The following is a 23647-nucleotide window of genomic DNA, read 5'->3' on the forward strand; positions in this document are numbered from 1 at the left end:
CGTCTACGCACTGACCAGCACGGTTGTCTCGCAGGGGGGGGGCGGATGTGAACTCAACGGTCGGTCTGGCTCCCACTTCCGGGAAGGTTCAGTGCAGTGGATATATGTTCGGGGGCAGTGCGACCTGGACCTGACTTTCGCTGACCCGCGTATCGTGTTCGATCCTCTTTCCCGGGGATGGAGAACTGTTCATCCGGTTTAGCAAGCAACATCAGGGAGACTGACACGGGCCGGAGGAAGCTCAACTTGGTTCACTCGACACACCGGTGCCGGGAGGTTTAACGGTGCAGGTCTGGTGGTTAGCTGGGATCGCAGCACCGTGACGTGGGCGGAAGAGAAGAACAGTGTGTCCTCGAAATTTTTACACAGCGCGAGGGAATCTGACTGTCCTGAGCTTCGGCTATCCGGGGGAAGTCTTACCGGATGTCGATAGCCCCGCGTACTGGGCCATCAGTGGCGTCAGCGTTGATGTGGCGTGGGGCGGCCAATGCGTTGGGACATACTAAAGATGATGGAATCGCTGTTGTCAGCAAATGTGAAACCGGGTTCATTGAGAGGTATTTCGCTGACCTGGGAACAAAGCTAATCAGCGAGAGGGTTGACAGGCGCATCAGATTTGATTCAGGTTGGGGTGGACAAACGGGCACTCTCTTCTATGTTGATTTCGACGATCGATCGGTCCACAAGGTTTCTGTCACAGCGGAATGCCTCGCCGGTGATGCCATCATCGCCGCGGTGCCGGTCACGTCGCCGGCGGTGTGGGTGGCAGTACCTAGGACGCACGAAAAAAATCACGGGTGTCGCATTCGCTGAAGAATCGGGAAACCTCGGAGCTCTGTACGAGACGGGGCCGAATGGCGGATTCATTGCTGTGGACGTGACGGAGAGGTTCGCGAAAGGCACTCCCGCGTGTTTCGGATGTCCTGGGTAAAGAACTGAATGAGAGGAGTGCACCAGTCACCTGTGTGGCGACCAGCGCAACTCTTTGTTATTACACGGGCTTAGGTCTGATTCCGGATAACACCTTCCTGCATATCAAGGAAGGAAACTACTTTTGCTGCTGGTACCCGTACCGGAGGTGTACCTGTGATCTGACCCCGTGGCGAAGACTGTGACACCACTGAACATGGTTAATCCCCAGAAAGAGATTCATGGAATCAAGGCTGGTGCCAATATCATCAGGGGCACCTCGGTGCCGTTTTCGTCGCCGACGATAACGCCGTGGTGGCCTCCTGGTGTTCGGGGGAAACGGCGGTCATCGACCCGGTATCCGGTGGACTCGACGGGATGACGGACACCAGCGGCTACGGCTAGCACGTGAAGGACACCCGTTTCCCTTCACTGACTGACGGTGCCAGAGTTTTCCGATGGTTCGATCTATGTCTTTGATCACCCCCAAGGATTTTTCCGGAGGGAACTTTTCGTGGGTCGGCTCCGGTTGTCCGCGATCGCAGGTATCAGTCAGAAGGATCCTGCTATCGAACCGATTCAGATGACCATGCTATAACAATCCAGAGTGAGACCCCGGAAACGCATGAAGTGGAGCCGATGGCCTCCGGGGAGCTCTGCCCGTGTTCAGTGGGGTTATCTTCCACTTTCTTACTCACCCGGTGCAGTTACCCGTGTTGTTGGACCAGCCGAGGTGCTCAGTATTCAGATTCAGCCTGGGACAACGGGCTGGAAGGATTCGTTCCGGGTTCTGCACATGTGTCGGGAAAGCTAACGAAATCGTGGTCGGGCCGGATAGGATCGTCAGGAGTCGACCGTATCCGATGTAAAGTCACTCTCGGAATCTTCTGTGGCAGTCCGAGAGGGGCGGTCGCAGAAGATACTCTGATTTCACCTCCTGCATGGCCTACTCCGGCTCATGCGGCCCGACAATTTCCGGAAAGAACATCTCATGCCTACCTCGTTCCGCCTCTCCATCATCCGTTCGGGCGTCGCGGTTGCCAGCAGTCTTGCGCTGGCCACCACGATTCTCGTTCCCGTTTCCGTAGCCGAAGAGGCCGCACCGGATACCGACCGCACCGTGGTCACCGGGCCAGAAACGTCGGGGGATACCCTGGCGGTCGATAGGGCGGGTGATGAGACGTTCACTCCGCATCTTCGGGGTAAGGTGACGCCTCCGGATGATTACACTCCTCCGCAGCCCAGTGGTTCTGCTGCGCAACTGTCCTCGGGATTCAATATCCTGAACAGCACTGAAACGTTATCGGGGAAGAGCGTCGGGTTGAGTACGGGTATGGGAGTGAGCGGTGTCCTGAGTCTCGGAGCGTTCGTCATGCTGGCTATCGTTATCGCTCGACAGTCAAACATCCTGCCCAGAATTCCCGTCGATTTCTCGGCGTCAGCGGAAGTTCTCGGTGGGCTCTCGTCCCGGATTCTCCCGCAACCGGCTCCCTGATCGGAAGCATGACAGTGGGCGCTGATTCCGGGCCAGAAACTCTGGTGGGAACGATAAACCCGCCCAGGGGCGGGATTCACACCGAACTGTACTCCCGGTCCGTGTTCTGATCTCTCAGTTCGACCTTTGTGGAGCAGCACACACCGTTGGGCGGGTCTTTTCGCGTAGTTGAGCCGCTGTATCTCAGATCATCATCAGAATCGCGACGATGAACCACAGCAACGAGAAGATGCCGCCGAACATGGACAATTTCTTCGTCGTTGCGGTCCAGTTAACTCCTGCGGTTCCATCGATGGAACCATCGTCGACGTTGAGAGCTGACGCGGGATCATCATCATCAGTTGCTACCCCGAGGTTGGCCATCAGCTTCTTCTGTTGCGGAACGATGAGGAAGAACAGGATTCCCCAGGCGACCACGGACAACAGTATGGAGACGTGGAAACGTCCATCCTTCAGGAATACCGTGTCGGTGAGGAACAGACCCAGTCCCAACAGAGGAACGAGGAGGGAAAGAAAACCGTAGGTCTTGGTGATGCGGTGAAGCATGGCGGCAGAACCGAGTGCCGCGCTGTCACCCTCATGGGCTGCGCGTGCGCGGCCCTGAAACATGGAGACGGCGATGGTCACCGGTCCAAGGAAAACGATTGCTGCCAGCACATGCAGAATGCTGATGAGATTATCCACGTCGGGGATCGGCCTCTCGAAGGTCGGGGATGGAAGGACCTGACTACCATAACCTGGTGACCGGTTTGCGGGATAAAGAGCGGGGCTGGTTCAACGGAGAATGCCGTTCAATCGCTCGAGCAGACATTGCCTGCGCATTTTCACTGCGTCATCCACGGTCAGCGGGAGGGCGTAAGCCTGAGCGACAGCAGCTATCCGGCGCACATACCAGCATCGTGCCCATCGATCTGTCGGAAGCCATGTGGCGGGAAGTGCATCGGACTTCGCTCTGTTCTCCACAGCCGTGACGACAACCAGATTCAGTGGATCGTTGGCGAATCGTACTCGCACAGAAGGATCCCATTCCGATGCGCCCATATCCCAGGCCGCAGCTAGCGGGTAGATGTGGTCGACCTCGATGCGTTGTTTCCGTTCCGGGCTCCGCGTCGCCATGATTCCACCGGAATACGGATCGAGACCCTTCGTGGCCTTGATTGTGCAGTCACGGAGGACGAGCGCACCGGGGAGGGCTTTCGAGACCATCATCTCCCGGGTCGTGCAGGTTGAGTTGCCCGCACGCGCGGGGCCCCAACCGGCACCGAACTGGTCACGACGATATCCGGGAACATCGGGTCGATCGGTGACGATTCTGATATTCGGTAACGTCTCGGACAATCGTGGTGGCTCCGATTGTCCGTTTGGTATCCGACCCGTTGTCGGCGCGAGCGTATAGAGCAGCAGGCTGGCGGTCATGAGAATGAGTGAAACGGTGATCCATGCTGGAGGGCGGGTACCGGGGGTGGTTGTCGACATGAATCATTGGACCCGGGGTTGCGGAATCCGGTTCCTTGAATACGACTGGCCCGGCTCTACCCGTTCGGGGTGGTGCCGGGCCAGTCGTCGATCATCGGTCACGACCGTCGAGAGCGGGGTATCTAGATTTCGCCCTTCGCGGCTTTGGCCTGTACCTCATCGACCGCGAGGTCGGGATTTCGGTCGGAGAGCTTCGCCAATTCAGCGGCTTCATCGAACTCTCGGGTGACGGCACGGGACGGGGGTGCGGTCAGCAGAGAGACGACGACCATGACAATGGTTGCGAGGATGAAGCCGGGAACCATCTCATAAAGGAAACCACCGAGTGCAGACCTGCCCCAGAAGAATGCGACCAGGGCACCGGTGGCCATACCTGCGATGGAGCCTGCGGTGTTGAGGCGACGCCAGTAGAGCGACGCGATCACGACCGGGCCGAAAGCTGAGCCGAAGCCTGCCCAGGCGAAGCCGACGAGTCCGAGAATCGAGGCGTCGGGATTCCACGCGAGGATAGCGGCGATGATGGCGACGCCGACCACAGCGGTACGGGAGTAGTAGACCAACTTCTGATTGGACATGGCGCTCTTGTGGAACAGTCGCAGCAAATCCTCGATGAGCGCGGAGGACGTGACCAGGAGCTGAGATGAGATCGTCGACATAATCGCCGCAAGAACCGCCGTGAGCACCAGACCTGCGATCAACGGGTGGAAGAGGATGCGGGCCATGTCGAGGAAGATCGTCTCGTAGGAGTCGCGGTCGGTGATCGCGATGTTCGGGTCCTGTCCGAAGAAGGATGTTCCGATCAGTGCAACGGCGGCGGCACCGATGACACAGAGCAGCATCCAGCCGATGCCGATGCGGCGCCCGGCTTTCGCCTCTTTGGGGGAACTGAGCGCCATGAACCGGACGATGATGTGTGGCTGGCCGAAGTATCCGAGCCCCCATGCCAGGTTACCGATGATGGCGGCGAAGGAGACTCCGGAGATCATCGAGAAGTAGGACGGATTACCTGTTCCCTCGGTGTAGGGGCCGTAGTCGTTGGAGGTAGCCCAGGTGAAGATGGAGGCGGGATCGTTCATCACGAACAGTGCCATCACCGGGACGATGAGCAGTGCCGCGAACATGATCATGCCCTGGACGGCGTCTGTGTAGCAGACCGCGAGGAATCCACCGATGACCGTGTAGATGACGGTTACGACAGCGACGACGAGAAGGCCCGTGTGATAGTCACCGTCGAAGGTGGCCTGGAAGTACTTTCCGCCGGCAACCATGCCCGCGGAGACATAGAAAGTGAAGAACACCAGGATGATCAGTGAACTGATGATACGGAGGGTGTGTGACTTGTCGCGCAGCCGATTCTCGACGAAGGACGGGATGGTGATGGAGTTGTTCGCCACCTCCGTGTAACTGCGTAGGCGTGGAGCGACCCAGAACCAGTTTGCCCAACAACCGATCAGCAGTCCGATCGCGATCCAGAGTTCCGAGAAGCCGGTCACGAACAGAGCACCCGGAAGCCCCATCAGGAGCCAGCCTGACATATCTGATGCACCGGCAGAGAGTGCGGCGACAAATGGGTTGAGGCCGCGACCGGCCAGAACGTAATCATCGTATTCGTCGGTCTTGCCGAACCCCCAGAATCCGATGGCGAGCATGACGAGCATGTATATGACAATGGCAATGACGAACCAGGTTTGTTCGGCCATGTGTCCTCCTAGGTGTACTGGATGGCGGTGTATGGTGACTGTCTCGTGAGGGGCTTCTCCGGGGAATCGTCGAAAGTCATCGTTGGATCGGGCCGCCATCTGGTGAGATCAGCCTTAAAGACGGTTTCACACCAGCTTAGAGTCAGCAACCCTGAGACGTGTGATCCATGGAGTTATTTCCGGCGGAAGGCGGGGTAACCGTCGACATGGTTCCTTAAAACAGGTGGTGAGAGCCCTGATTTCGGGGGAGTGTGCGGGGGCACCTGGGAGTTCGTTGGCCGGATGGGAGAAGATGCCCGTTCTGGGGGGGGTGAGAGCAGGATGTGTAGTGGGTGTTTACCTCCGGGGTGCTGAGTATCGAAAAAATGTTCGCCTCAGATGGTTGGGGGAGTCAGGTGTCGGTGGTAGAAAAGACAGCATGACTCCGGAGCCCACGCATCTCGCACATGGGTTGTGGTGCCGTGACACGGGCCTGCACGTATGGATCGAGCAAATTGACGGACATCGTGTGGTCGGTCCCGACTCAGTTCCGGACGGTACATTTCCCATGGCTTTGGAGACCACGTTGTCGGGGAGATCCTTCCGACACAGGATTCCCGTCATTCTTCAGACTCCGAAACAACGTAGAGTCAGCCTCACTGTTCCGACTACGGCTTTTACCCCCGAACAAGCGGTTGAACTGCTGGCACAGCTCGCTCCGCTGGATCAGCCGGGTCCTGCAGTGGGACCGATGCAACGAGCAGCGGTCGCCCCCGACCTGTTGTGGCTGGTCCGGTTGTATCTGGGGCTCGAACGGTTCGTCCGAGCCGGAAGAGTTTCCCTGCGGTGTCGATGGGCTGACGGGCAGTGGTGGCCCGAATGGCAGTTGGTGATGGGGGCGGATGAAGCCATGTGGTTGACAGCCATGGCCGCCGCCGCTCCCCGGATTCTCACCGTCAATGCCTCGGCGGCAGTTGCCGAGGAAATAGCAGGAATTCTTCCGCACTGGATCGCACTCGCCTATTTGGCTGACTGTCGGCTTGCCGACGTGGATCGTGAACCGCATCCCTTCGTTGCTGCATTGCTCGCTGGTGAAGCCCTCAACAGGGGCAATGCGCGACTCGTCGCCGGTTTGACGGAGTGGCGGGACTCATTGGACAGTGAACGGCTTGAGCTGGTTTTCGTCGTCGAGGAACCAGGACCCGGCCCCTCCGTCTCCGCGTCACCCAAACCCGCACCGGGCAAGGATCGGGTGATTGATCTGACCCGTGCCCGTGGTGCCCGGTACACGGTGTCTGCACTTCGTGGGCTCGCTGAGACGGTGGTTCACGAACCCGGAGATGAGGAGCAGGTTGAAGATCTCTGGCGGGTACGGGTCGCGGTCAGGAAAGACGGTGGTAGCCCGGAGCCTTTCCGACGTGGGATTTGGCCAGTTGAGATCTGGCAAAAATTGAATGAGCAGCATCTCAGGGCCGTCCGCGTCAGTGCTCTCCTGGATGACACCCGCCACGGGCTCGGGCTCCGTGATTCTGCTACCGGGAGCGATGATGGTGACTGGGATGTGGCCCTGAGCGGAAGCCAGATCCTCGCCTTCGTTGAGAAGGATGCCGTCGCACTACGGAACGCGGGTTTTCTGGTGCTGTTGCCCGCGTCATGGTCGCACCAGGAAATGGGCTTGAAGGTGACCACCTCTTCGCCCCAGGATCCGGGTGTCGCTGGTGGCACACATCGCCGGTTCGGTCTGGACCAGATAGTCGACTACAACTGGCGTATCAGTCTCGGAGACACAGTTCTGGACGATAGTGAGATGGCTGAACTGGTCAATTCCCGGGATGGCTTGGTTAAGCTCCGTGGCAACTGGGTCGTCGCGGATAAGGCGAGCGTCGCCCGTGTGGCAAAGTACGTGGAGGAGCTGGTGAGAGCGGGGGAGGGACATCTCCGTGAAGAGGTTGAACGGTGCCGTGAGGCACTGGCAACTGCCCGGATGTCGGGAGACAGCGATGTCCGGGATCTGGAGGAGAAACTCGAAGCGGCGAGCCGGGAATACCTGGAAGGCACAGGTACATCAGGGGCGTTGACCGCAGCCGAACTCCGAAAGATCGCGATGGAGAGTTTCGCCGTTGAGGATGCTCCTGTCGAATTCACTGCCATCGGTTGGCATGCACGGATCATGGGGGAGAGCATCGCCACCGATGCAGATGGTCTCCCAACCGGTGCAGTCCCGGAGCAGCCGGCCCCGTGTCGGGTCGAGATTCCCGCGACCGTCCATGCGGAGCTTCGTCCCTACCAGAGGCGGGGAGTTGACTGGCTCCACTGGATGTCACGATCTGGTCTGGGAGCGGTTCTCGCGGATGACATGGGATTGGGTAAAACCCTTCAGATCCTTGCGCTGACCGCCGCTGAAAAGCAGGAATACGACTCTGACGGAAATTTCGGTCCGACCCTGGTGATCGCTCCGAATGCGGTTCTCGCGAACTGGGCGGCGGAAGCCGCGCGCTTCGTTCCCTCCTTCAGCGTCATCGTGCACCACGGTGCAACGCGTCTTCGTGGTGCTTCTTTCACCGGTACTGTCGTCGATACCGATGTCGTGATCACCAGTTACGGAACAGTGACCCGTGACCTGGAGGCGCTTTGCGAAGTCGGCTGGTGGCGCGTAGTTCTCGACGAAGCTCAGCACATCAAGAACTCCGCGACCGCCGTTTCGCGGGCTGTCCGGAGCATTCCCTCCCGGCACCGTGTCGCATTGACAGGAACCCCGGTGGAGAACCGGTTATCAGAACTGCGTTCGATTATGGACTACTGCAACCCCGGTGTCCTCGGTAGCGCAAATTTCTTCCGGAACCATTATGCGAATGCCATCGAGAAATATGGTGACGAGGAGATGACTGAGCGGCTCCGTACATTCACTGCTCCGTTCATCCTGCGTCGGGTGAAGACAGATCCCACTGTTATCGACGACCTCCCGGAGAAGAACGAGACCATTCTCCGGGTCCCGATGACACCTGAGCAAGCGGCCCTTTACCAGAGTTACGTGAACGAAGTACAGGAGAAACTGGCGGGAACCGAGGCCATTGCACGTCGTGGGCTGGTCCTCGCGGCGATTACCAGAACGAAGCAGATTTGCAATCACCCTGCCCACTACCTCGGTGACGGTTCGCCGGTCTCGATCCGTGGAAGGCATCGGTCCGGCAAGGTTTCCGCACTGATGGATCTGCTCGACGAGACCACCGCAGCCGGGGAACGGACAATCGTGTTCACCCAGTACCGGGCCTTCGGAACGATTCTTGCTCCGTATTTGTCCTCACGACTGGATCGGAATATCCCGTTCCTGCATGGTGGATTGAGTCGGGGCCGACGGGACCGAATCGTCGCTGAATTCCAGTCCACCGACGGTCCACCAGTGATGATCGTCTCCCTGAAAGCGGGAGGAACCGGCCTCAATCTCACAGCGGCCAACGTTGTGGTTCACATGGACCGTTGGTGGAATCCTGCCGTGGAGAATCAGGCCACTGACCGGGCTTACCGGATCGGCCAGCTCAAGGACGTCCGCGTCTACATGATGGTCACCGAGGGCACGATCGAGGAGGCGATCCAGGAAGTGCTCGAAGGAAAACGTCGTTTGGCGGGCACGGTGATCAATGGTGGAGAAGGATGGATCACGGAATTGTCCGATGCCGAGCTGGCGGAACTGTTCAGCTACCGGGATAGGGTCGGAGCGCACGGTTCCCGGGCGGCTGAGCCTCCTACCGGGCCGGTCAAGTTGAGAGAGGAAGCGGAATGAGCGACACCGGTACATCTCGCCGAGGACACAGCACGGGCGCCGACAACGTTATCTACGCAAATTTTGGACGTACCACACGGGTCACCACCGAAACGCCTCGTGCAAAGAAGAAACAGAAGAACGTGGTACCTGTGAGTCCCGTCATGCGCAGACTCGGCGAAGGGGTCGCCGCACTTGCGGAGGAGGGACGCCGGAAAAGAGGTGTGGCTTATGCCACTAACGGCAATGTTCTCTCCGTGACCGTTGATCGGGACCGCATCGTCGGGACCGTCGCGGGTAGCCAGAATGAACCATTCACGGTTACCGTCAGCCTCGGTTACCGGGGGGCGGAGGATCTGCAGCGGGCTATCAGGGTTCTGGCCGGAGACCCCCGGGGGATCGATGCCGTCCGACGGGGCAATATTCCTGATGAAGTACTCGATGTTCTGCTCTGTGCAGAGGCAGACGAGTTTCGTTTCCACTGCACATGCCCTGATCCGGCTCCCGTGTGCAAACACTCGGTTGCTGTTGCACGGATAGCATCGGAGAAACTCGAAGCCGGACCGCATCTCCTCTATGCCCTGCGTGGAGTCGATCCTGTCGCGGTTCAACGCAGCATGAGCGGCGCGGTCACGGAGCGGAACGAATCTGCGGTGGTGAGCACTGAGGAGTTCTGGCGAGGTGCCGAGTTTCCCCCGCTTCCGGAGCCGACGGCGTCACCACTCATTGATGAGACCGATCCAGACAAGCTCGTCGAGGCATTGTTCACCGTCTCCTACACACGTATCGAAGCCCGCCACGGCGTTGCGGAGATCACCGAGCTCTACCATCATCTTGCCCATGGACCCCGGAGCAGTACATGACCACAATCTCTTTCCTCCACACATCCGACTGGCAGCTCGGGATGGAACGCTGGTTCCTTCCCCCTGAAGCGCAGGCACGGTTTGACCAGGCGCGTATTGACGCCATCCGAGTACTCGACGCCGCAGCAGTCAGCCATGGGTGTGCATTCATGCTCGTCGCCGGGGACATTTTCGAACACAATAGTCTCGCGGAACACACCACCGGGCGTGCTCTCGAGGCCCTGGCCTCGTTACGTACCCCGGTGTGGCTGCTGCCCGGCAATCACGATCCCCTGACCGCAGCAAACCCGTTCTACGGCGCGTGCAACATCCCCGGTGTTAGTGTTCTCGCGGATGACGCACCCCGGGAGGTCGCCGATGGTGTCGAATTGGTTGGTGCCCCATTGACTGCTCGATATGCCAGCGAAGACCTCGCGGCACGTGCGCTTGGGAAGCTGGAGGTGACACCGGGTATCAGGATTCTCGCCGCCCATGGACAAGTACTCCACAGGGGTGGTGATCCGGGTCCGGGTCTCATCGATCTCGGGGTTCTTGAGGATGCACTGGCCCGGAGGATCATCGACTACGTCGCGCTCGGGGACACTCACTCCGCACAGTCGGTCGGTGAGACTGGCCGGATCTGGTTCTCCGGTGCGCCGGAGGCCACGGACTACCATGATCTCGATTCCGGTGGGGGCGGGGAGGACAATTCGGGAACGGCCCTCGTGGTCACCGTAACCGTTGACGATGACGCCCCCGATTCGCCCGCGGAGGTAGTTGTTCGACAGATCGATGTTGGAACGTGGATATTCGAGTCTCTCGGCGCAGAGATCAACTCCAGTGCGGACGTCTCCGCGTTCATCTCCCGACTCGATGGGTACCCGGATAAGGCGAGGACCGTCATCAAGTACGCGCTGCGTGGATCTGTCGACCTCGGTACCTGGAAGCATCTGGAGAACGAACTCGCCAGGCTGGAACCCCGATTTGCCTCACTCAGGGAACGCCCCCGGCTGATGGATCTCTCTGTGGTACCAGGGGACGCAGAGCTGCGGGAACTTTGCTTGTCCGGGTATGTGGCGGGCGCGTGGGACGAGCTTCTCGACGCCGCACTCGGCAGCGACACCACACCCGCAGACCCTGTCGCCCGAGATGCCCTCCGGTTACTTCACCGATTTGTCTGAGAAGGAACACCGACATGCGTATCCACTCGATCATCCTTGACAATGTCCGGGGAATCGGTCACCTCGAACTCCGGGACCTCCCGGAGAGTGGACTCATCGTCATCAGTGGTGACAATGAACAGGGAAAGTCCACGATCCTCGAGTCGGTGCGAACCGTGCTCATGCTTCCCCACTCGAGCAACCGCCGCGAGGTTCGGACACTTCAGCCGGTGGGTGCCGATGTCGCACCACGGATCGAACTCACCGCCACGGTTGGCCCCTATTCCTTCACCGTTACGAAAAGCTATCTCCGACAGAAGTCGGCGGTGCTCACAGTTCGGCGACCCCACCCGGAGAATCTGACCGGAAGGGAAGCTGAGGACCGGCTTGCTGAAATCCTCGACAAGTACCTGGACACCGCCCTCATGGACGTGCTCTTCGTACGACAGGGCGAATTGGATGCCGCGGTTGCCGCTGCGGGAGTGCCGTCCCTCGCCCGTGCTCTCGGTGGTACGGAGGACTCCGGATCAGGAGAGGACCCTACTTTCCGGGAAGGCGAGGAGATTCTGCGCCGAGTTGAGGAGGAATACGAGCGCTATTACACCGCCGCCCGCGGTACGGAGACTGGGGAACTTAAAGTGGCACGCGCGAATGCGGAGTATGCCGCCGCCGAATTAGCCGAAGCGAACACCGACGTCGAAAAGCTCGCAGAGTATGTCGAAGAGGTTCGTCGGCGCTCGGAAGAGGAGAGCTCCGCGAGAGCTCGGAGACCGGACGCCATCAGAGAACGCGCGGAACTGCGGAACGCGGCGAAGCAAGCGGAGCAGTCAGAAGCCAGGTTGCGAGCAGCCGTGAACGCACTCACCGCTGTCACCGCGACCCGCGATGCCCTTCTCGGTGCGCGGCGCAGGCGTGAGGAACTTGCTGCCCAAGTAACCGAGATGGAGAAGAAGCTCGTCACCCTCACCCATGAGCGTACGGAGCTCGCCACCGCAGCCGCTCGGGAGCGGGAGAAGATCGAGGAGGCGCAGAAGGATCTCAGCGACGCGGAGAGGGAACTCAGACAAGCCACGGAACTGGTAAAGGCCACGGAACTCCGACGCAAGAGCCTCCTTGACAGGCTCCGCAGGGAGGAACTGGGGGAAATACTCCATGAAATCGCCAGTCTCGATGAGCGTATGTCGGTCCTGCGTGAGCAGTCATCTGAGAACATCGTGACTGAGTCGGCGGTCGCCGAGGTGGAGGCAGCGGAGCTCGAACTCAAACTCGCCCGAAGCCGGAGAGATGCAGCCTCGGCCTCGATCGCATTGACTGCCGAACAACCGACTGGGATCACGGTCGATGGTGAAGACGTCGTTCTCGACGGTGACGGTCTTTCCTATGATGTGACCGGGACAATGACCTTCGTGGTATCAGGGATAACGGCCGTGATCACCCCTGGTTCCGGGATCGAGGGAGCGAACGCGGATGTCAGCTCGGTGGAGCGGTCCCTAGTGGACCTGCTCCGGGCACTGGAATGCCCGGATGTCGACACAGCCAGAAAACGGCTCGTGTCCGAGCAGGCGCGGCAACGCGAACTGAACACCCTCCGGAGGGAACGCGAGGCGCGTCTCGCGGGTAGAGAAGAACATGCTCTGAAACACGAGATGGATTCTCTCGGTGCAACTACCGTAGATGAGGAGACTGAGGATACCGATCTTCCCGCTATTACCGCGGACCTCGATGCGGCGAAGGCTAAGAGACAAGAGAAAGAGGACGCTGTCGCACTCTGCCGAGCGCGGTTGTCGGCACTGTCGGAACGACGGGTTTCCGGATCACTAGCTGTCCATGATGCGAGAATCGAAGCGGCGCAAGAAGCTCTCCAACGTGCCGAAGAAGCTCGAATTACGGCCGAATCCGGGATCGCAGGCGATGCCGATACCGGAGACCTGGATGAGCGTATCGCGGAACAGACGATTGCAATGCAGCACGCAGAGGACGAACTGGAGGCCGCCAGACGGGAACTCAACGAGGTGAACCCGGGCCTTGTTACCAAACTCCTCAGAGGAGCGGAAGCGCAGGTGGATTCCATTGATGAGACGATCCGCCTCGCAGAGCGGGCGATCGCGGAGAACAAGGGAAGAATCGAGCAGGCAACCGGCGCGGAAGAGCGGCTGGAGAAGGCGGTGTCGGCGGAGATGAGAGCTCGCGACAGCTTTGAATCCACCCTTCGTCGGGCGGCCGCCGCGAAACGACTCCGGGAGACGTTGCTCCGTTACCGTGATGACGCTCGTCGTCGATACGCGGAGCCCTTCGCCCGACGGTTGACGGGCATGGCAGAAACGGTGTTCGGGCCAGGTGTCTCATTCGGACTCACTGAGGAACTTGCGGTCGCTCACCGTACTCTCGGAGACGCCACCATCGATGTTGACTCGCTCTCTGTCGGGGCCCGGGAACAGATCGGCATCCTGGTGAGACTGTCTGTCGCGGAACTTGTCGCTAAGGATGACGGGGTGACGGTGTTCATCGACGATGCATTGGGAAGTACCGACGGTGGACGCCTCCGCCGTATGGCCACCGTATTGGCGGACGCCGGAAAAGAGGGGCAGATATTCGTGCTCACTTGCGTGCCAGCCCGCTATGACCATGTTCCGGGGCGACACCATCTGGTGATGTCGGATCTGAAGAAGCCTCGGGAGTGAAGAATGTTGTTTTTCAGCAGACCCTGACGAGTTCTCATTACTGTGATGTATTCCGATGCTTCAACAGGGGGGATGTGACGGGGGTTGAACGATGTCGGATACCACGAGCCTGAGCTGTAGACCTGCGCATACCTGCCGTATTCGGTGTCTCTGGCGTCCGGGTGCGGGATTTCAGGACTGGGCAGGTGCCCGATACAGTTAGCCCCATGAACTCGGATCCACAGTCGTCGCCCCGTTGGCTGTCGCAGGAGGAGCAGGCCTTCTGGCGGCTTCTGCTTGCAACGGTCCGTAAAGCCAGTCGCTGTATCGAAGAAACACTGGTCACTGATCACGGTCTTTCAACGTCGGAGTTCGCTGTCCTGGTCAGTCTCTCGGAGAACCCCGACCGGCAGATGAGACTCCGCGACATCTGCCTTGACTTGGACTGGGACAGATCACGTGCTTCGCACCAGATCACCCGGATGGAACGCCGTGGCCTCGTCCATAAGACCCGCTGTGCCGGTGATGCCAGAGGGGTTGTGGTCGGGATTACTCGTGAAGGTACTGAACGCCTCATCGCTGCAGCGCCGAAGCATGTTGAATCAGTGCAGCGGCTCATCTTTGACGGCCTGGATCGGGCCGATATCCCTCTTCTGACCCGGTATCTTCAGATGGTGCTCTCCGTCGACAACGTCCCCGGAGCAGAAGGATATGATCCTGAGCGTCACGCATTCCCGGATAACGGTGTTACCCCCTGTAATCAGTGATCGTTCGGGTGTCATCGAGCGCTGCCGACGGACTCCGGTCTTGAACCGGAAAATCGGGGGAGAATCAGGGTAATCCCTGATGTGATTCCACATGTTATGACCGGATAATTGAGTCTGCAGGGGAGATAATCAACCAGTCCGTCCCCGGCAGCTCGAGAAAGGCGTGATCATGGAATATGAATATCCCGGCAATGGTCGGAGTAATGAATCCGATGCACCCCTACTGCGGCGTAAACTTCGACGCAGTGCGGAGGACAAACTGGTAGCTGGTGTTATCGGCGGTATTGGGGAGACCTACGGGATCAACAGTACGCTGCTGCGTATCTTGTTCGTGGCGTCGATTCTACTTCCCGGGCCACAGGTGATTTTCTACTTTGTGATGTGGTTCATCATGCCCGGTCCCAATGGCTGAACGGGTTTTCTTTTTCATCCGGCCAGTCTGATTGTGGCGTACTGCCCTTGGGTCTAGCCCTAGGAATGCCTTGAGACCGGTCTGCCGCAAAAATACACCGGAGCGGAAGAACAACATATGTGAGGGAGGGGTGGGCGACCTACTTCAGCCAATGAACAGATCCCGCAGATGCCTAGTAAAAAAGCTCCACCGCAAAAGCGGTGGAGCTTTTACCTATTGTGCCCCCGACACGAATCGAACGTGCGACCTTTGGTACCGGAAACCAATGCTCTATCCCCTGAGCTACGGAGGCGTGCCAACGCAGTTTCAGGTTATGTGGAAACATTCCCCGGTGACTGCGCAACGGATGTTAGTTTAGCACCAGTAGGGGGCCAGCCACCAAATGGCTCTGGGTGAGCTGATGCTGGAGCCGGTGGGTGGTTCACTGCAGAGTGACATTCCTGTTGCGGAGTACCGGGTACAGAAGCGCTGTCAACAGCGGTTTTCTTGATGGGCGGACCTCGTCTTCCTGGTCGTCGGGGCGCTGCTTCCAGTGGCCACACGGCCTGGTTTCTGGGCGGCGTGTGTGGAGGATCCGGTGGAGCTATAGAGTGCTCCGGGTTAGGTGGAGGCTCCACAGGATCTTCTCGGGGAATCGGGGGTATTCGGAGCTTGGGCACTAAACATCCACGAGATCCCTGCTTGAGCCTGTTTTCGGGGGATTGTGGGGTGGCGGCCGCCCAACTGCAGCCCTGATGCATCCCGGTGAGTACGGAGTGTTGCTGTGGGATGGGGCGAGATCTCTGTTGAACAGCCCGATACCGGGTGCCTAACCGTGGCGGGGGCACCCGGTATCGGGGTAATGAGGAAGGTGCGGTCAGTTCACGATTACGACGATCAGTGTGCGAGGGCCGTGAACTCCCTCGACCCGGCTCAGCTCGATGTCCGAGGTCGCCGAAGGGCCGGAAATCATGGTGATCGGCTGACGGCGGTCGAGGCGTTCGATCATCGCGGGCACACCGTAGACGACGCTGTTGCGGCGCACTATGCAGATGTGGCAGTCCGGGACGAGTGTCAGGGCGCGGCGCCCACATTCGGGGCCGGTCTCTAGACAGATCGTACCGGTTTGTGCTGAGGTGACCCGACTGTCGGTGACAACCACGTCCACCTCGTTGAGTAATCGGGGGTTGGTGTCCCAGTCGTCGGGTCCGGCGTCGCCGTCGAATCCCGAGAACAGTTCGGCATCAAGGCCCTCGGCGTACCGGACCGTGCGGGCGCCCCGGCCCTTGAGGATCGAGGTGATGGTGTCGGAGATCTGGTCCGGGGTGGTTTCCTGGACAATTGCTTTGTAATCGACGAGACGGTCAATCAGGACTTCCTTGAGCTCAGGCCAATCCATCTCGGGCTCGAGGTTGTACTCGCGGGGAACCGCCACCGGGCCGGGTGCTGTGTTCGCGAGTTTGTGGGCGTTCCTGATCCGTTTCAGGATCTCTTTCTTTGCGGCCGCATTCGTCGAACGGTCCAATGCACTGCGGGTGTCGGTGGACATCACTTCTCCTCCGTACTTTCAGGTGCCGAGGCGGTGTTTCCGGAGCCGGGGATACCGGTACGCCGTGCCTCGGCTAGCAGTTCCCGGGCCTCGTCGGTGTTAAACCACTGCCGGAACGATTTCTTCGGTGGTACGCAGGTATCGCGAACGTCGGTCCAACCGGCGAGGAAACTCGGCAGGTGGGTGATCCGACCGTCGAATCCGCCGAGTAACCGGCCGAGGAACACGAGATGCGTCGCTGTGTTCCAGATATGCCGGTTACCGAAGGCCAGCCCCATAGCGCCCATGATGACGCCCTCGATCTTCGGTTTGTGGCTTTCGATCTTCTGGTGTCGCAGTTCCAGCAGCGCGGACGGGATGTCGATCTTGACCGGGCACGCCTCGTAGCAGGCGCCGCACAGTGAGGATGCGTACGGAAGTGATGCGTTCGGGTCATGGGCGGAGTCGATGCCCGTGAGCTGTGGGGTGAGGATCGCGCCGATCGGCCCTGGGTAGGTCGAACCGTAGGCGTGCCCGCCGGCCCGCTCGTAGACGGGGCAGACGTTGAGGCACGCTGAGCAGCGGATGCACTTGAGTGCTTCGCGGCCGATCTCGTTGGCTAGTGCTGCTGTCCGCCCGTTGTCGATGAGGACGATGTGGTAGTTCTGTGGGCCGTCGCCCTCGGTGACCCCCGACCACAGTGACGTGTAGGGGTTCATTCGCTCACCGGTGGATGATCTGGGAAGGAGCTGCAGGAACACCTCGAAGTCGCGGAAGGTCGGCAGCAGTTTCTCGATGCCCATCACGCTGATGAGGGTCTCGGGCAAGGTGAGACACATTCGGCCGTTTCCCTCGGATTCGACGATGGCGACGGTGCCGGTTTCCGCCACACCGAAGTTGGCGCCGGAGATCGCAACCTTGGCGCGCATGAACTGCTCGCGGAGGAAGAGCCGTGAGGCTTCCGCGAGTTCGGCGGGTTCCGTCGACAGGGTCTCGTCCGTGGTGGGCATCTCCCGGACGAAGATGTCCCGGATCTCGGCCCGGTTGCGGTGGATAGCGGGTACGAGGATATGACTCGGCGTGTCGTGGCCGAGCTGGACGATCAGTTCGGCGAGGTCGGTTTCCCGGGCGGAGATCCCCGCCTCCCGGAGTTGGTCGTTCAGCCCGATCTCCATCGTTGCCATTGATTTGATCTTGACCACGTTGGTCTCGCCGGTCTGCCTGACCAGCTCGGTGACGATGGCGCCGGCCTCGTTGGCGTCCCGTGCCCAGTGCACGTGTCCGCCGCGGGCGGTCACCTCCTGTTCAAACTGTTCGAGGAGTTCCGGCATCCGTGCCATCACATCGCGTTTGATGTGCGAACCCGCTTCGCGGAGCCGTTCCCAGTCATCGATCTCGGTGATGACCTGCATTCGCTTCTCGCGGATGGTGTGGGTTGCCTTGTGCAGGTTGCGTCGCTGGGTGGCGTTGTCGAGCTCGGTTTCCGCCGCTTTGGTGAAGCTTTGGGAGCCGCGGAGGTGCCCGACGCCCTTCGGTGCGCGCGGTGGCATTTTCGGGGTACCGAGGAGAGTGGTCACAGCATGGCCTCCTTCGAGTAGATTGCGGAGTCCGGTTGCCATGGATGGCTCTTCGTGGACGCCAGGATCTCCGCCATGTGGAGGGCGCGTACCCCTGACTGCTGTCGGGAGAGGGACCCACCGATGTTCATGAGACAGGATGCGTCACCTGCGGTGACGTATTCTGCCCGGGTGTCGCGGATGTTGCGGACCTTGTCGGCGACCATCGCTGCCGAAGTGTGGGCGTTCTTCACTGAGAATGTGCCACCGAATCCGCAGCATTCATCCGCATGCGGAAGCTCTACGAGATCGATGCCTTCGACGTTGCGGAGTAGGCGAAGAGGACGGTCTCCGACCTTGAGAAAACGGAGTGAGTGACAGGTCGAGTGATAGGTGACCCGGTGCGGGAAGAATGCGCCGAGCTGATCGACTCCGGCGACGTCGATGAGAAACTCGGAGAGATCGTAAGTTTTGTCCGCGGTTCTCTGGGCTGCCTCTGCGAGGCCTTTCTTTCCGTACCGCTTGGCGACGTGTACGTGTTGTTCACGTACCGCCCCGGTGCAGGATCCTGAAGGAGCGACAACGCAGTCGATCGATGGATCAGAGAAAGCGTCGACGTAATTCCGGATCTGTGGCACCGCTTCACGTTGATATCCGGTGTTCACGTGCATCTGACCGCAGCAGGTCTGTTCCGGTGGGAACACGACCTCGTGTCCGAGGCGTGAGATGACCACAGCGGTGGCTTTGACTGCATCCGGGAACATGGCATCCCCGATGCACGTGGAGAAGAGAGCGACACGCATGGTGTTCCTCGCTGTTGTTGGGCGATTAAATTTAAATGAAGCCTTACCTAAATTCTTACTGGCGAATGTGGAGGTGTGGCTGATGCTTCTCATGTTACCCGGTTTCCGGATTGCGGGCCGGCTCAAACATGTTGTCGAGTTCTGTTTAGTTCCTTTCGGAGGTCGGGTGCGTTTGCGTAAAATGTGCAGCTTATCGGGGTTTCGTTGGGGGGATGAGTTGTTGCCGACGCTATTTAGTTTAGTCCTTCGGTATTATTTATCATTAGCATCTGAATTAAGAACAAAATCTGATTCAGATGAGGTTTATTTGTTTTGTTTTGGGTATGTGGTTAAAAACATCGGATGCTATTTGTGTCGTGATATGAAGGTAGAATCCACTGGAGCCCCGGAGGGGTTCCCACCGCTGGAATTGGTGGGAACCCCTCCGGGGCTCCAGTGGGGGTGGGGTGGGGGCGTCCGGAATTAGCCGACGGTGGTGACGAGGAAACTCAGTATGTTGGTCTGAAGGAACACAAGGCAGCAGACGGCGAAGAGCATGATGATGGACCAGGGGAGAACAGCCTTGAAGATGTCGGATTCCCGGGGGTTATCCGCTGCATCCTCGCCCATCGAGACGGCGGTAGCGGCGATGGCGAGTGATTGGGGGGAGATCATCTTTCCGACGACACCACCCGTCGTGTTAGCGGCCAACATGAGGTCCGGGTTGTATCCGGCCGCTTCGGCGGCGGTGACCTGCATTTTCCCGAACAACGCGTTGGCGGACGTGTCAGATCCCGTGACGGCTGTGCCCACCCACCCCAGCGTCGGAGCCAGGAACCCGTAGATCGCGCCGAGAGAGGCGACGAACTGGCCGATGGCAACGGTCTGCCCCGAGAAGTTCATCACGTAGGCGAGTGCCAGGACCGCCGCGATGGTGAGTGCGGCCCACCGCATCTTCACCATGCAGTGCGCCATGGCGGTGAAGGCTGCGGCGATTGTTATCCGGTATCGGCCCCCTTCGCTGAAGATCGAGTACAGGAGTGTCACGATGAGCCCGGAGATCAGGAGCAGCGTGCCGGGATTAGATAGCCAAGCGAAGGTGTAAGCAGACTTCACGGGGCTACCGTCGGCGTTGAACAGGGCGTCGGAGAGTAGTGGCCAGTCGAAAGTGATGGATGCTGACTTGAGCGCATTCGGAATCGTGGTTCCGAGGTTTGCGATGCCGAAGATGACGGTGACGACACCGTAGGGCATGAGCGCCATCCAGATCCGTCTCCCGGGGAGTTCCTCCGAGGCCTTGATTTCGCCGACACCGAGACGCTCGCGCATGGCGGTGACTCCCCGAGGCTTCCAGATCCTGAGGAAAGCGACTGCGACCCCGAGCGAGAAGATGCAGGCGACCACGTCGGTGAGTTGGTATGCGAAGAAGTTCGACGTGGCCCACTGGGCGATTCCGAACGAGAAGCCGATGACGACAGCGGGCATCCAGGCGTCCCGGATTCCCCGGGCTCCGTCAAGAATGAAGAGGAGAATCACCGGAACGAAGAATGCCAGGAATGGGGCCTGGTGTCCGACGATCGCGGCGATGTTCTCCGTCTGTTCGGTGGTTCGACCGGCTACGGCGCCGGCTGTGGTGATCGGAATCGCGACTGCGCCGAAAGCCACCGGGGCGGTGTTGGCAAGCAGGACGACAACCGCTGCCTTCAGTGGTTTGACGCCGAGTGCGAGGATCATCGTGGCGGTGATCGCGACCGGAGCTCCGAAGCCGGCGAGTGCCTCAAGGAGGCCGCCGAAGCAGAACGCGATCAGGATTGCCTGGATACGAATGTCGCCGGCTCCCAACCTGTCGAATGTGCGTCGCAGGTCTTCGAACCGTCCGGATACGACGGTGATCTCGTAGAACCAGAGAGCCATGACGATGACCCAGACGATCGGGAAGATGCCGAACGCTCCACCGCGGAACGCGGAGGAGACAGCGAGGAGAACGGGCATCTTGAATCCGACTATCGCCACGATCAGGGACGCCAGGAGGGCAACGAGGGCTGCGGTATGAGCACGTGCCTTGACGAAGATGAGCATCGCGAAGAACGTGAGCAGAGGGATGGTGGCCACGGCCGCTGAAAGCCCGAGGCTACCTCCCACCGCGTTGGTGAGAATAGTGAAATCCCGCATGGGACCTCCTTGTGTTTCGGAATGCGTGGGCCGGTGGTCCTCGGGGCGGAATCGATCAAGTTTCTGTCGCGTTGGGCGCCACCGTGAGTCTCCTGAATCCTAGGCGGAGAGACTTTATCGAGTATGGAGAATCGGGGAAAAATTTCTTTATCCGGATATCTTGAAGGGAGTCAATGTTTGTGATGGGGGCGGTGCTGACTCAGCGAAAAGGTCTAACGCTGCAGTGAGAACCGTCTTTCCGGACATCGGAGGGGGTTTGCTGACCTGCTCTGGCTAAGAGTGATAAAAAATACCCCCGGGGGTGGACTTTTGGGTTGATGGGTCATTGTGGTCTGGTCACCTATCAAGCGACGTTAAAAACCTGCCTGGTGGATTTACTTTGCTGCTTCACTGTCATGTAACGACAAATCTTCTGTGGGAGAAGTGAGGAGGCTGCTGGGGTTGGTGTACCAGTGGTGTGGTCGGTGACATCGATTCTGGGGGAGGGGGTGGAGTTGCGGATGTATGAGCGTGGGGGTGGAGTTCATGTTTTCCTGTGAACCGTTTCGGTGATTTTCACGGCTGTTCAAGAACGGACTGGCCCCGGGCCATTGTTTCGAGATAGCGGCATTTGGGCGGTCGATGGGTGCCCCCGTTGCTCGTCACGGAAATCCAGGGATGTAATCGAGTGGAGCCAGGTACTTCGCCGACGTGGACGAGACTACGTACGTGGTCGTTGGAGGCTGATAGCATGACTGACCGTGACTCCATCAGATCTCGCCTCCCTCATCAAAACCACCGCGACCGGTATTCTGGACGCCCGCGGCCTCGATTCCTCGCTCCTGCCTGAACAGGTGACCGTTGAGCGTCCTCGTAATCCCGAACACGGTGATTACGCCACGAATGTGGCCATGCAGACGGCGAAGAAGGTGGGGGCCAATCCGCGGGAGTTCGCGACTTGGCTCGTGGACGCGCTAGCGAAGTCGGATGAGATAGCTGAGGCGGATGTCGCCGGGCCGGGATTCATCAATATCCGGCTGGCAGCCGATGCACAGGGGAGAATCGTCGAGGAGATCCTGCACGCAGGGGACCGGTACGGTGACGGCAATGTACTTTCGGGGCGTCGTATCAACCTTGAATTCGTCTCCGCGAACCCGACGGGGCCGATTCACCTCGGTGGCACCAGATGGGCTGCCGTCGGAGACTCCCTCGGCCGGATACTCACCGCCTGCGGTGCGAGTGTCACCCGCGAATACTACTTCAATGACCACGGTACTCAGATTGATCGCTTCGCTCGGTCACTCGTTGCAGCGGCGAAAGGGGAACCGACACCCGAGGACGGGTACGGCGGCGCGTACATCAGTGAGATCGCGGAGGCTGTGAAGGCTGAGGTTCCGGGTGTCATGGAGCAGGATCCCGCAACCGTACAGGAGACTTTCCGCGCGCATGGCGTTGATATGATGTTCGCCCACATCAAGAGTTCCCTGCACGAGTTCGGCACCGACTTTGATGTGTTCTTCCACGAGAATTCGCTTTTTGACTCCGGGGCTGTCGCGCGTTCGATCGAGATGCTCAAGGAGAACGGAAACCTCTACGAGGCGGACGGCGCCTGGTGGTTGAAATCATCCGTGTTCGGTGACGACAAGGATCGCGTCGTCATCAAGTCCGACGGTGACGCCGCCTACATCGCGGGTGACATCGCCTATGTCGTCGACAAGATCGAACGCGGCCATGACCTGTGCATCTACATGCTGGGCGCGGACCACCACGGGTATATCGCCCGGCTGAAAGCCGCTGCAGCGGCACTGGGGTATGATCCGGCCAGCGTCGAGGTCATGATCGGGCAGATGGTCAGCCTGGTCAAGGATGGTGAAGTGAAGAAGATGTCGAAGCGTGCCGGTACGGTCATCACGCTCGACGATCTGGTAGAGGCGATTGGTGTGGATGCAGCCCGTTACGCCATGATCCGTTCCTCCGTGGATTCCACCCTGGACATCGACATGGACCTCTGGTCGTCGCAGTCCAGCGACAATCCCGTCTATTACGTCCAGTACGGGCACGCCCGGCTGTGCTCCATCGCCAGGAAGGCCACGGACCTCGGCGTCGACTACGTGGGAGCAGAGCTCTCCCTGCTCACGGAACCCAGGGAAGGTGAACTCATCCGCACCCTCGGGGAATTCCCCGCGGTTGTCACGGCGGCGGCTGAGCTACGAGAGCCACACCGGGTCGCCCGGTATGCGGAACAGCTCGCGGGGACGTTCCACAGGTTTTATGACACCTGTCAGATCCTGCCCCGGGGTGGTGAGGAAGCTGAACCGGTGCATCGTGCCCGCCTCGCGCTCGCAGCAGCGACCCGACAGACACTCGCCAACGCTCTCGGGCTTGTTGGCGTCACGGCCCCGGAGCGGATGTAAATGAACCGCCGTAGCGAGCCGTCACTGGAACGCCGTGCGATCGCGGGTATCGCGGACGGCGGATTCGATTCCGTCGA

15 protein-coding genes and 1 tRNA gene are annotated in these 23647 nt (G+C 59.7%); 8 read left to right on the plus strand and 8 right to left on the minus strand.

Translation table 11 applies throughout. From position 1 onward, the window contains the following. The first annotated feature begins 1900 nt into the window (after nt 1–1900). Complete coding sequence (locus tag QWU43_RS05495) at nt 1901–2404, plus strand: hypothetical protein (protein ID WP_370915103.1); 504 nt, start codon at nt 1901–1903, stop codon at nt 2402–2404. Nucleotides 2405–2587: 183 nt separating this feature from the next. On the opposite strand, the gene QWU43_RS05500 is transcribed toward QWU43_RS05495, so the two are convergent. The 3 genes from QWU43_RS05500 to putP all read right to left on the minus strand — a co-directional run bounded on the left by QWU43_RS05500 (nt 2588) and on the right by putP (nt 5580). Continuing rightward, on the minus strand, nt 2588–3088 hold the full coding sequence (locus QWU43_RS05500) for a DUF2269 domain-containing protein (RefSeq protein ID WP_370917335.1): 501 nt from the start codon (nt 3086–3088) through the stop codon (nt 2588–2590). 90 nt (nt 3089–3178) lie between these two features. Next, the gene (locus QWU43_RS05505) at nt 3179–3820 is read right to left on the minus strand and encodes an HNH endonuclease family protein (protein ID WP_370917336.1); all 642 of its coding nucleotides are present in this window, start codon (nt 3818–3820) and stop codon (nt 3179–3181) included. A 182-nt stretch (nt 3821–4002) separates the two neighbouring features. Beyond that, entirely contained in the window at nt 4003–5580 is a 1578-nt protein-coding gene (gene putP, locus QWU43_RS05510) for a sodium/proline symporter PutP (protein WP_370915100.1), read from the minus strand. 418 nt (nt 5581–5998) lie between these two features. On the opposite strand from putP, the gene QWU43_RS05515 reads away from it, so the two are divergent. The 6 genes from QWU43_RS05515 (at nt 5999) to QWU43_RS05540 (ending at nt 15160) form a co-directional block, all read left to right on the plus strand. Then, on the plus strand, nt 5999–9340 hold the full coding sequence (locus QWU43_RS05515) for an SNF2-related protein (protein WP_370917337.1): 3342 nt from the start codon (nt 5999–6001) through the stop codon (nt 9338–9340). After that, on the plus strand, nt 9337–10182 hold the full coding sequence (locus QWU43_RS05520; protein ID WP_370915098.1) for a hypothetical protein: 846 nt from the start codon (nt 9337–9339) through the stop codon (nt 10180–10182). Before QWU43_RS05515 ends, QWU43_RS05520 begins: the two co-directional genes overlap by 4 nt. After that, entirely contained in the window at nt 10179–11342 is a 1164-nt protein-coding gene (locus tag QWU43_RS05525; protein ID WP_370915097.1) for an exonuclease SbcCD subunit D, read from the plus strand. Before QWU43_RS05520 ends, QWU43_RS05525 begins: the two co-directional genes overlap by 4 nt. A gap of 14 nt (nt 11343–11356) precedes the next feature. Next, complete coding sequence (locus tag QWU43_RS05530; protein WP_370917338.1) at nt 11357–14002, plus strand: AAA family ATPase; 2646 nt, start codon at nt 11357–11359, stop codon at nt 14000–14002. Between the two features lie 206 nt (nt 14003–14208). After that, complete coding sequence (locus QWU43_RS05535) at nt 14209–14748, plus strand: MarR family winged helix-turn-helix transcriptional regulator (RefSeq protein WP_370915095.1); 540 nt, start codon at nt 14209–14211, stop codon at nt 14746–14748. A 169-nt stretch (nt 14749–14917) separates the two neighbouring features. Next, nucleotides 14918–15160: a PspC domain-containing protein gene (locus QWU43_RS05540; protein ID WP_370917339.1), complete on the plus strand. Its 243-nt coding sequence runs from the start codon at nt 14918–14920 to the stop codon at nt 15158–15160. Nucleotides 15161–15379: 219 nt separating this feature from the next. On the opposite strand, the gene QWU43_RS05545 is transcribed toward QWU43_RS05540, so the two are convergent. The 5 genes from QWU43_RS05545 to QWU43_RS05565 all read right to left on the minus strand — a co-directional run bounded on the left by QWU43_RS05545 (nt 15380) and on the right by QWU43_RS05565 (nt 21177). Further along, nucleotides 15380–15452 (minus strand) — tRNA-Arg (locus QWU43_RS05545). A 564-nt stretch (nt 15453–16016) separates the two neighbouring features. Then, complete coding sequence (locus QWU43_RS05550) at nt 16017–16688, minus strand: lactate utilization protein C (protein ID WP_370915093.1); 672 nt, start codon at nt 16686–16688, stop codon at nt 16017–16019. After that, nucleotides 16688–18217, minus strand: a complete 1530-nt coding sequence (locus tag QWU43_RS05555; RefSeq protein WP_370915362.1) for a lactate utilization protein B — start codon at nt 18215–18217, stop codon at nt 16688–16690. The genes QWU43_RS05550 and QWU43_RS05555 overlap by 1 nt, the downstream gene beginning before the upstream one ends. 23 nt (nt 18218–18240) lie before the next feature. Beyond that, on the minus strand, nt 18241–19026 hold the full coding sequence (locus QWU43_RS05560; protein WP_370915092.1) for a (Fe-S)-binding protein: 786 nt from the start codon (nt 19024–19026) through the stop codon (nt 18241–18243). Nucleotides 19027–19488: 462 nt separating this feature from the next. Continuing rightward, on the minus strand, nt 19489–21177 hold the full coding sequence (locus tag QWU43_RS05565; RefSeq protein WP_370915091.1) for an L-lactate permease: 1689 nt from the start codon (nt 21175–21177) through the stop codon (nt 19489–19491). A gap of 740 nt (nt 21178–21917) precedes the next feature. Between QWU43_RS05565 and argS the strand changes: the two genes are divergently transcribed. Then, entirely contained in the window at nt 21918–23570 is a 1653-nt protein-coding gene (gene argS / locus QWU43_RS05570) for an arginine--tRNA ligase (RefSeq protein WP_370915090.1), read from the plus strand. The last annotated feature ends 77 nt before the right edge of the window (nt 23571–23647 follow it).

Source organism: Corynebacterium sp. CCM 9204, from assembly GCF_041357695.1.
In the GTDB taxonomy this organism is placed as follows: domain Bacteria; phylum Actinomycetota; class Actinomycetes; order Mycobacteriales; family Mycobacteriaceae; genus Corynebacterium.

Excerpts from the sequence above, each read along its gene's own strand:
- QWU43_RS05495 (WP_370915103.1), top strand. The coding sequence starts at position 1,901 with ATGCCTACCTCGTTCCGCCTCTCCATCATCCGTTCGGGCGTCGCGGTT.
- QWU43_RS05505 (WP_370917336.1), bottom strand. The coding sequence starts at position 3,820 with ATGACCGCCAGCCTGCTGCTCTATACGCTCGCGCCGACAACGGGTCGG.
- putP (WP_370915100.1), bottom strand. The coding sequence starts at position 5,580 with ATGGCCGAACAAACCTGGTTCGTCATTGCCATTGTCATATACATGCTC.
- QWU43_RS05515 (WP_370917337.1), top strand. The coding sequence starts at position 5,999 with ATGACTCCGGAGCCCACGCATCTCGCACATGGGTTGTGGTGCCGTGAC.
- QWU43_RS05520 (WP_370915098.1), top strand. The coding sequence starts at position 9,337 with ATGAGCGACACCGGTACATCTCGCCGAGGACACAGCACGGGCGCCGAC.
- QWU43_RS05525 (WP_370915097.1), top strand. The coding sequence starts at position 10,179 with ATGACCACAATCTCTTTCCTCCACACATCCGACTGGCAGCTCGGGATG.
- QWU43_RS05530 (WP_370917338.1), top strand. The coding sequence starts at position 11,357 with ATGCGTATCCACTCGATCATCCTTGACAATGTCCGGGGAATCGGTCAC.
- QWU43_RS05535 (WP_370915095.1), top strand. The coding sequence starts at position 14,209 with ATGAACTCGGATCCACAGTCGTCGCCCCGTTGGCTGTCGCAGGAGGAG.
- QWU43_RS05540 (WP_370917339.1), top strand. The coding sequence starts at position 14,918 with ATGGAATATGAATATCCCGGCAATGGTCGGAGTAATGAATCCGATGCA.
- QWU43_RS05550 (WP_370915093.1), bottom strand. The coding sequence starts at position 16,688 with ATGTCCACCGACACCCGCAGTGCATTGGACCGTTCGACGAATGCGGCC.
- QWU43_RS05555 (WP_370915362.1), bottom strand. The coding sequence starts at position 18,217 with ATGCCACCGCGCGCACCGAAGGGCGTCGGGCACCTCCGCGGCTCCCAA.
- QWU43_RS05560 (WP_370915092.1), bottom strand. The coding sequence starts at position 19,026 with ATGCGTGTCGCTCTCTTCTCCACGTGCATCGGGGATGCCATGTTCCCG.
- QWU43_RS05565 (WP_370915091.1), bottom strand. The coding sequence starts at position 21,177 with ATGCGGGATTTCACTATTCTCACCAACGCGGTGGGAGGTAGCCTCGGG.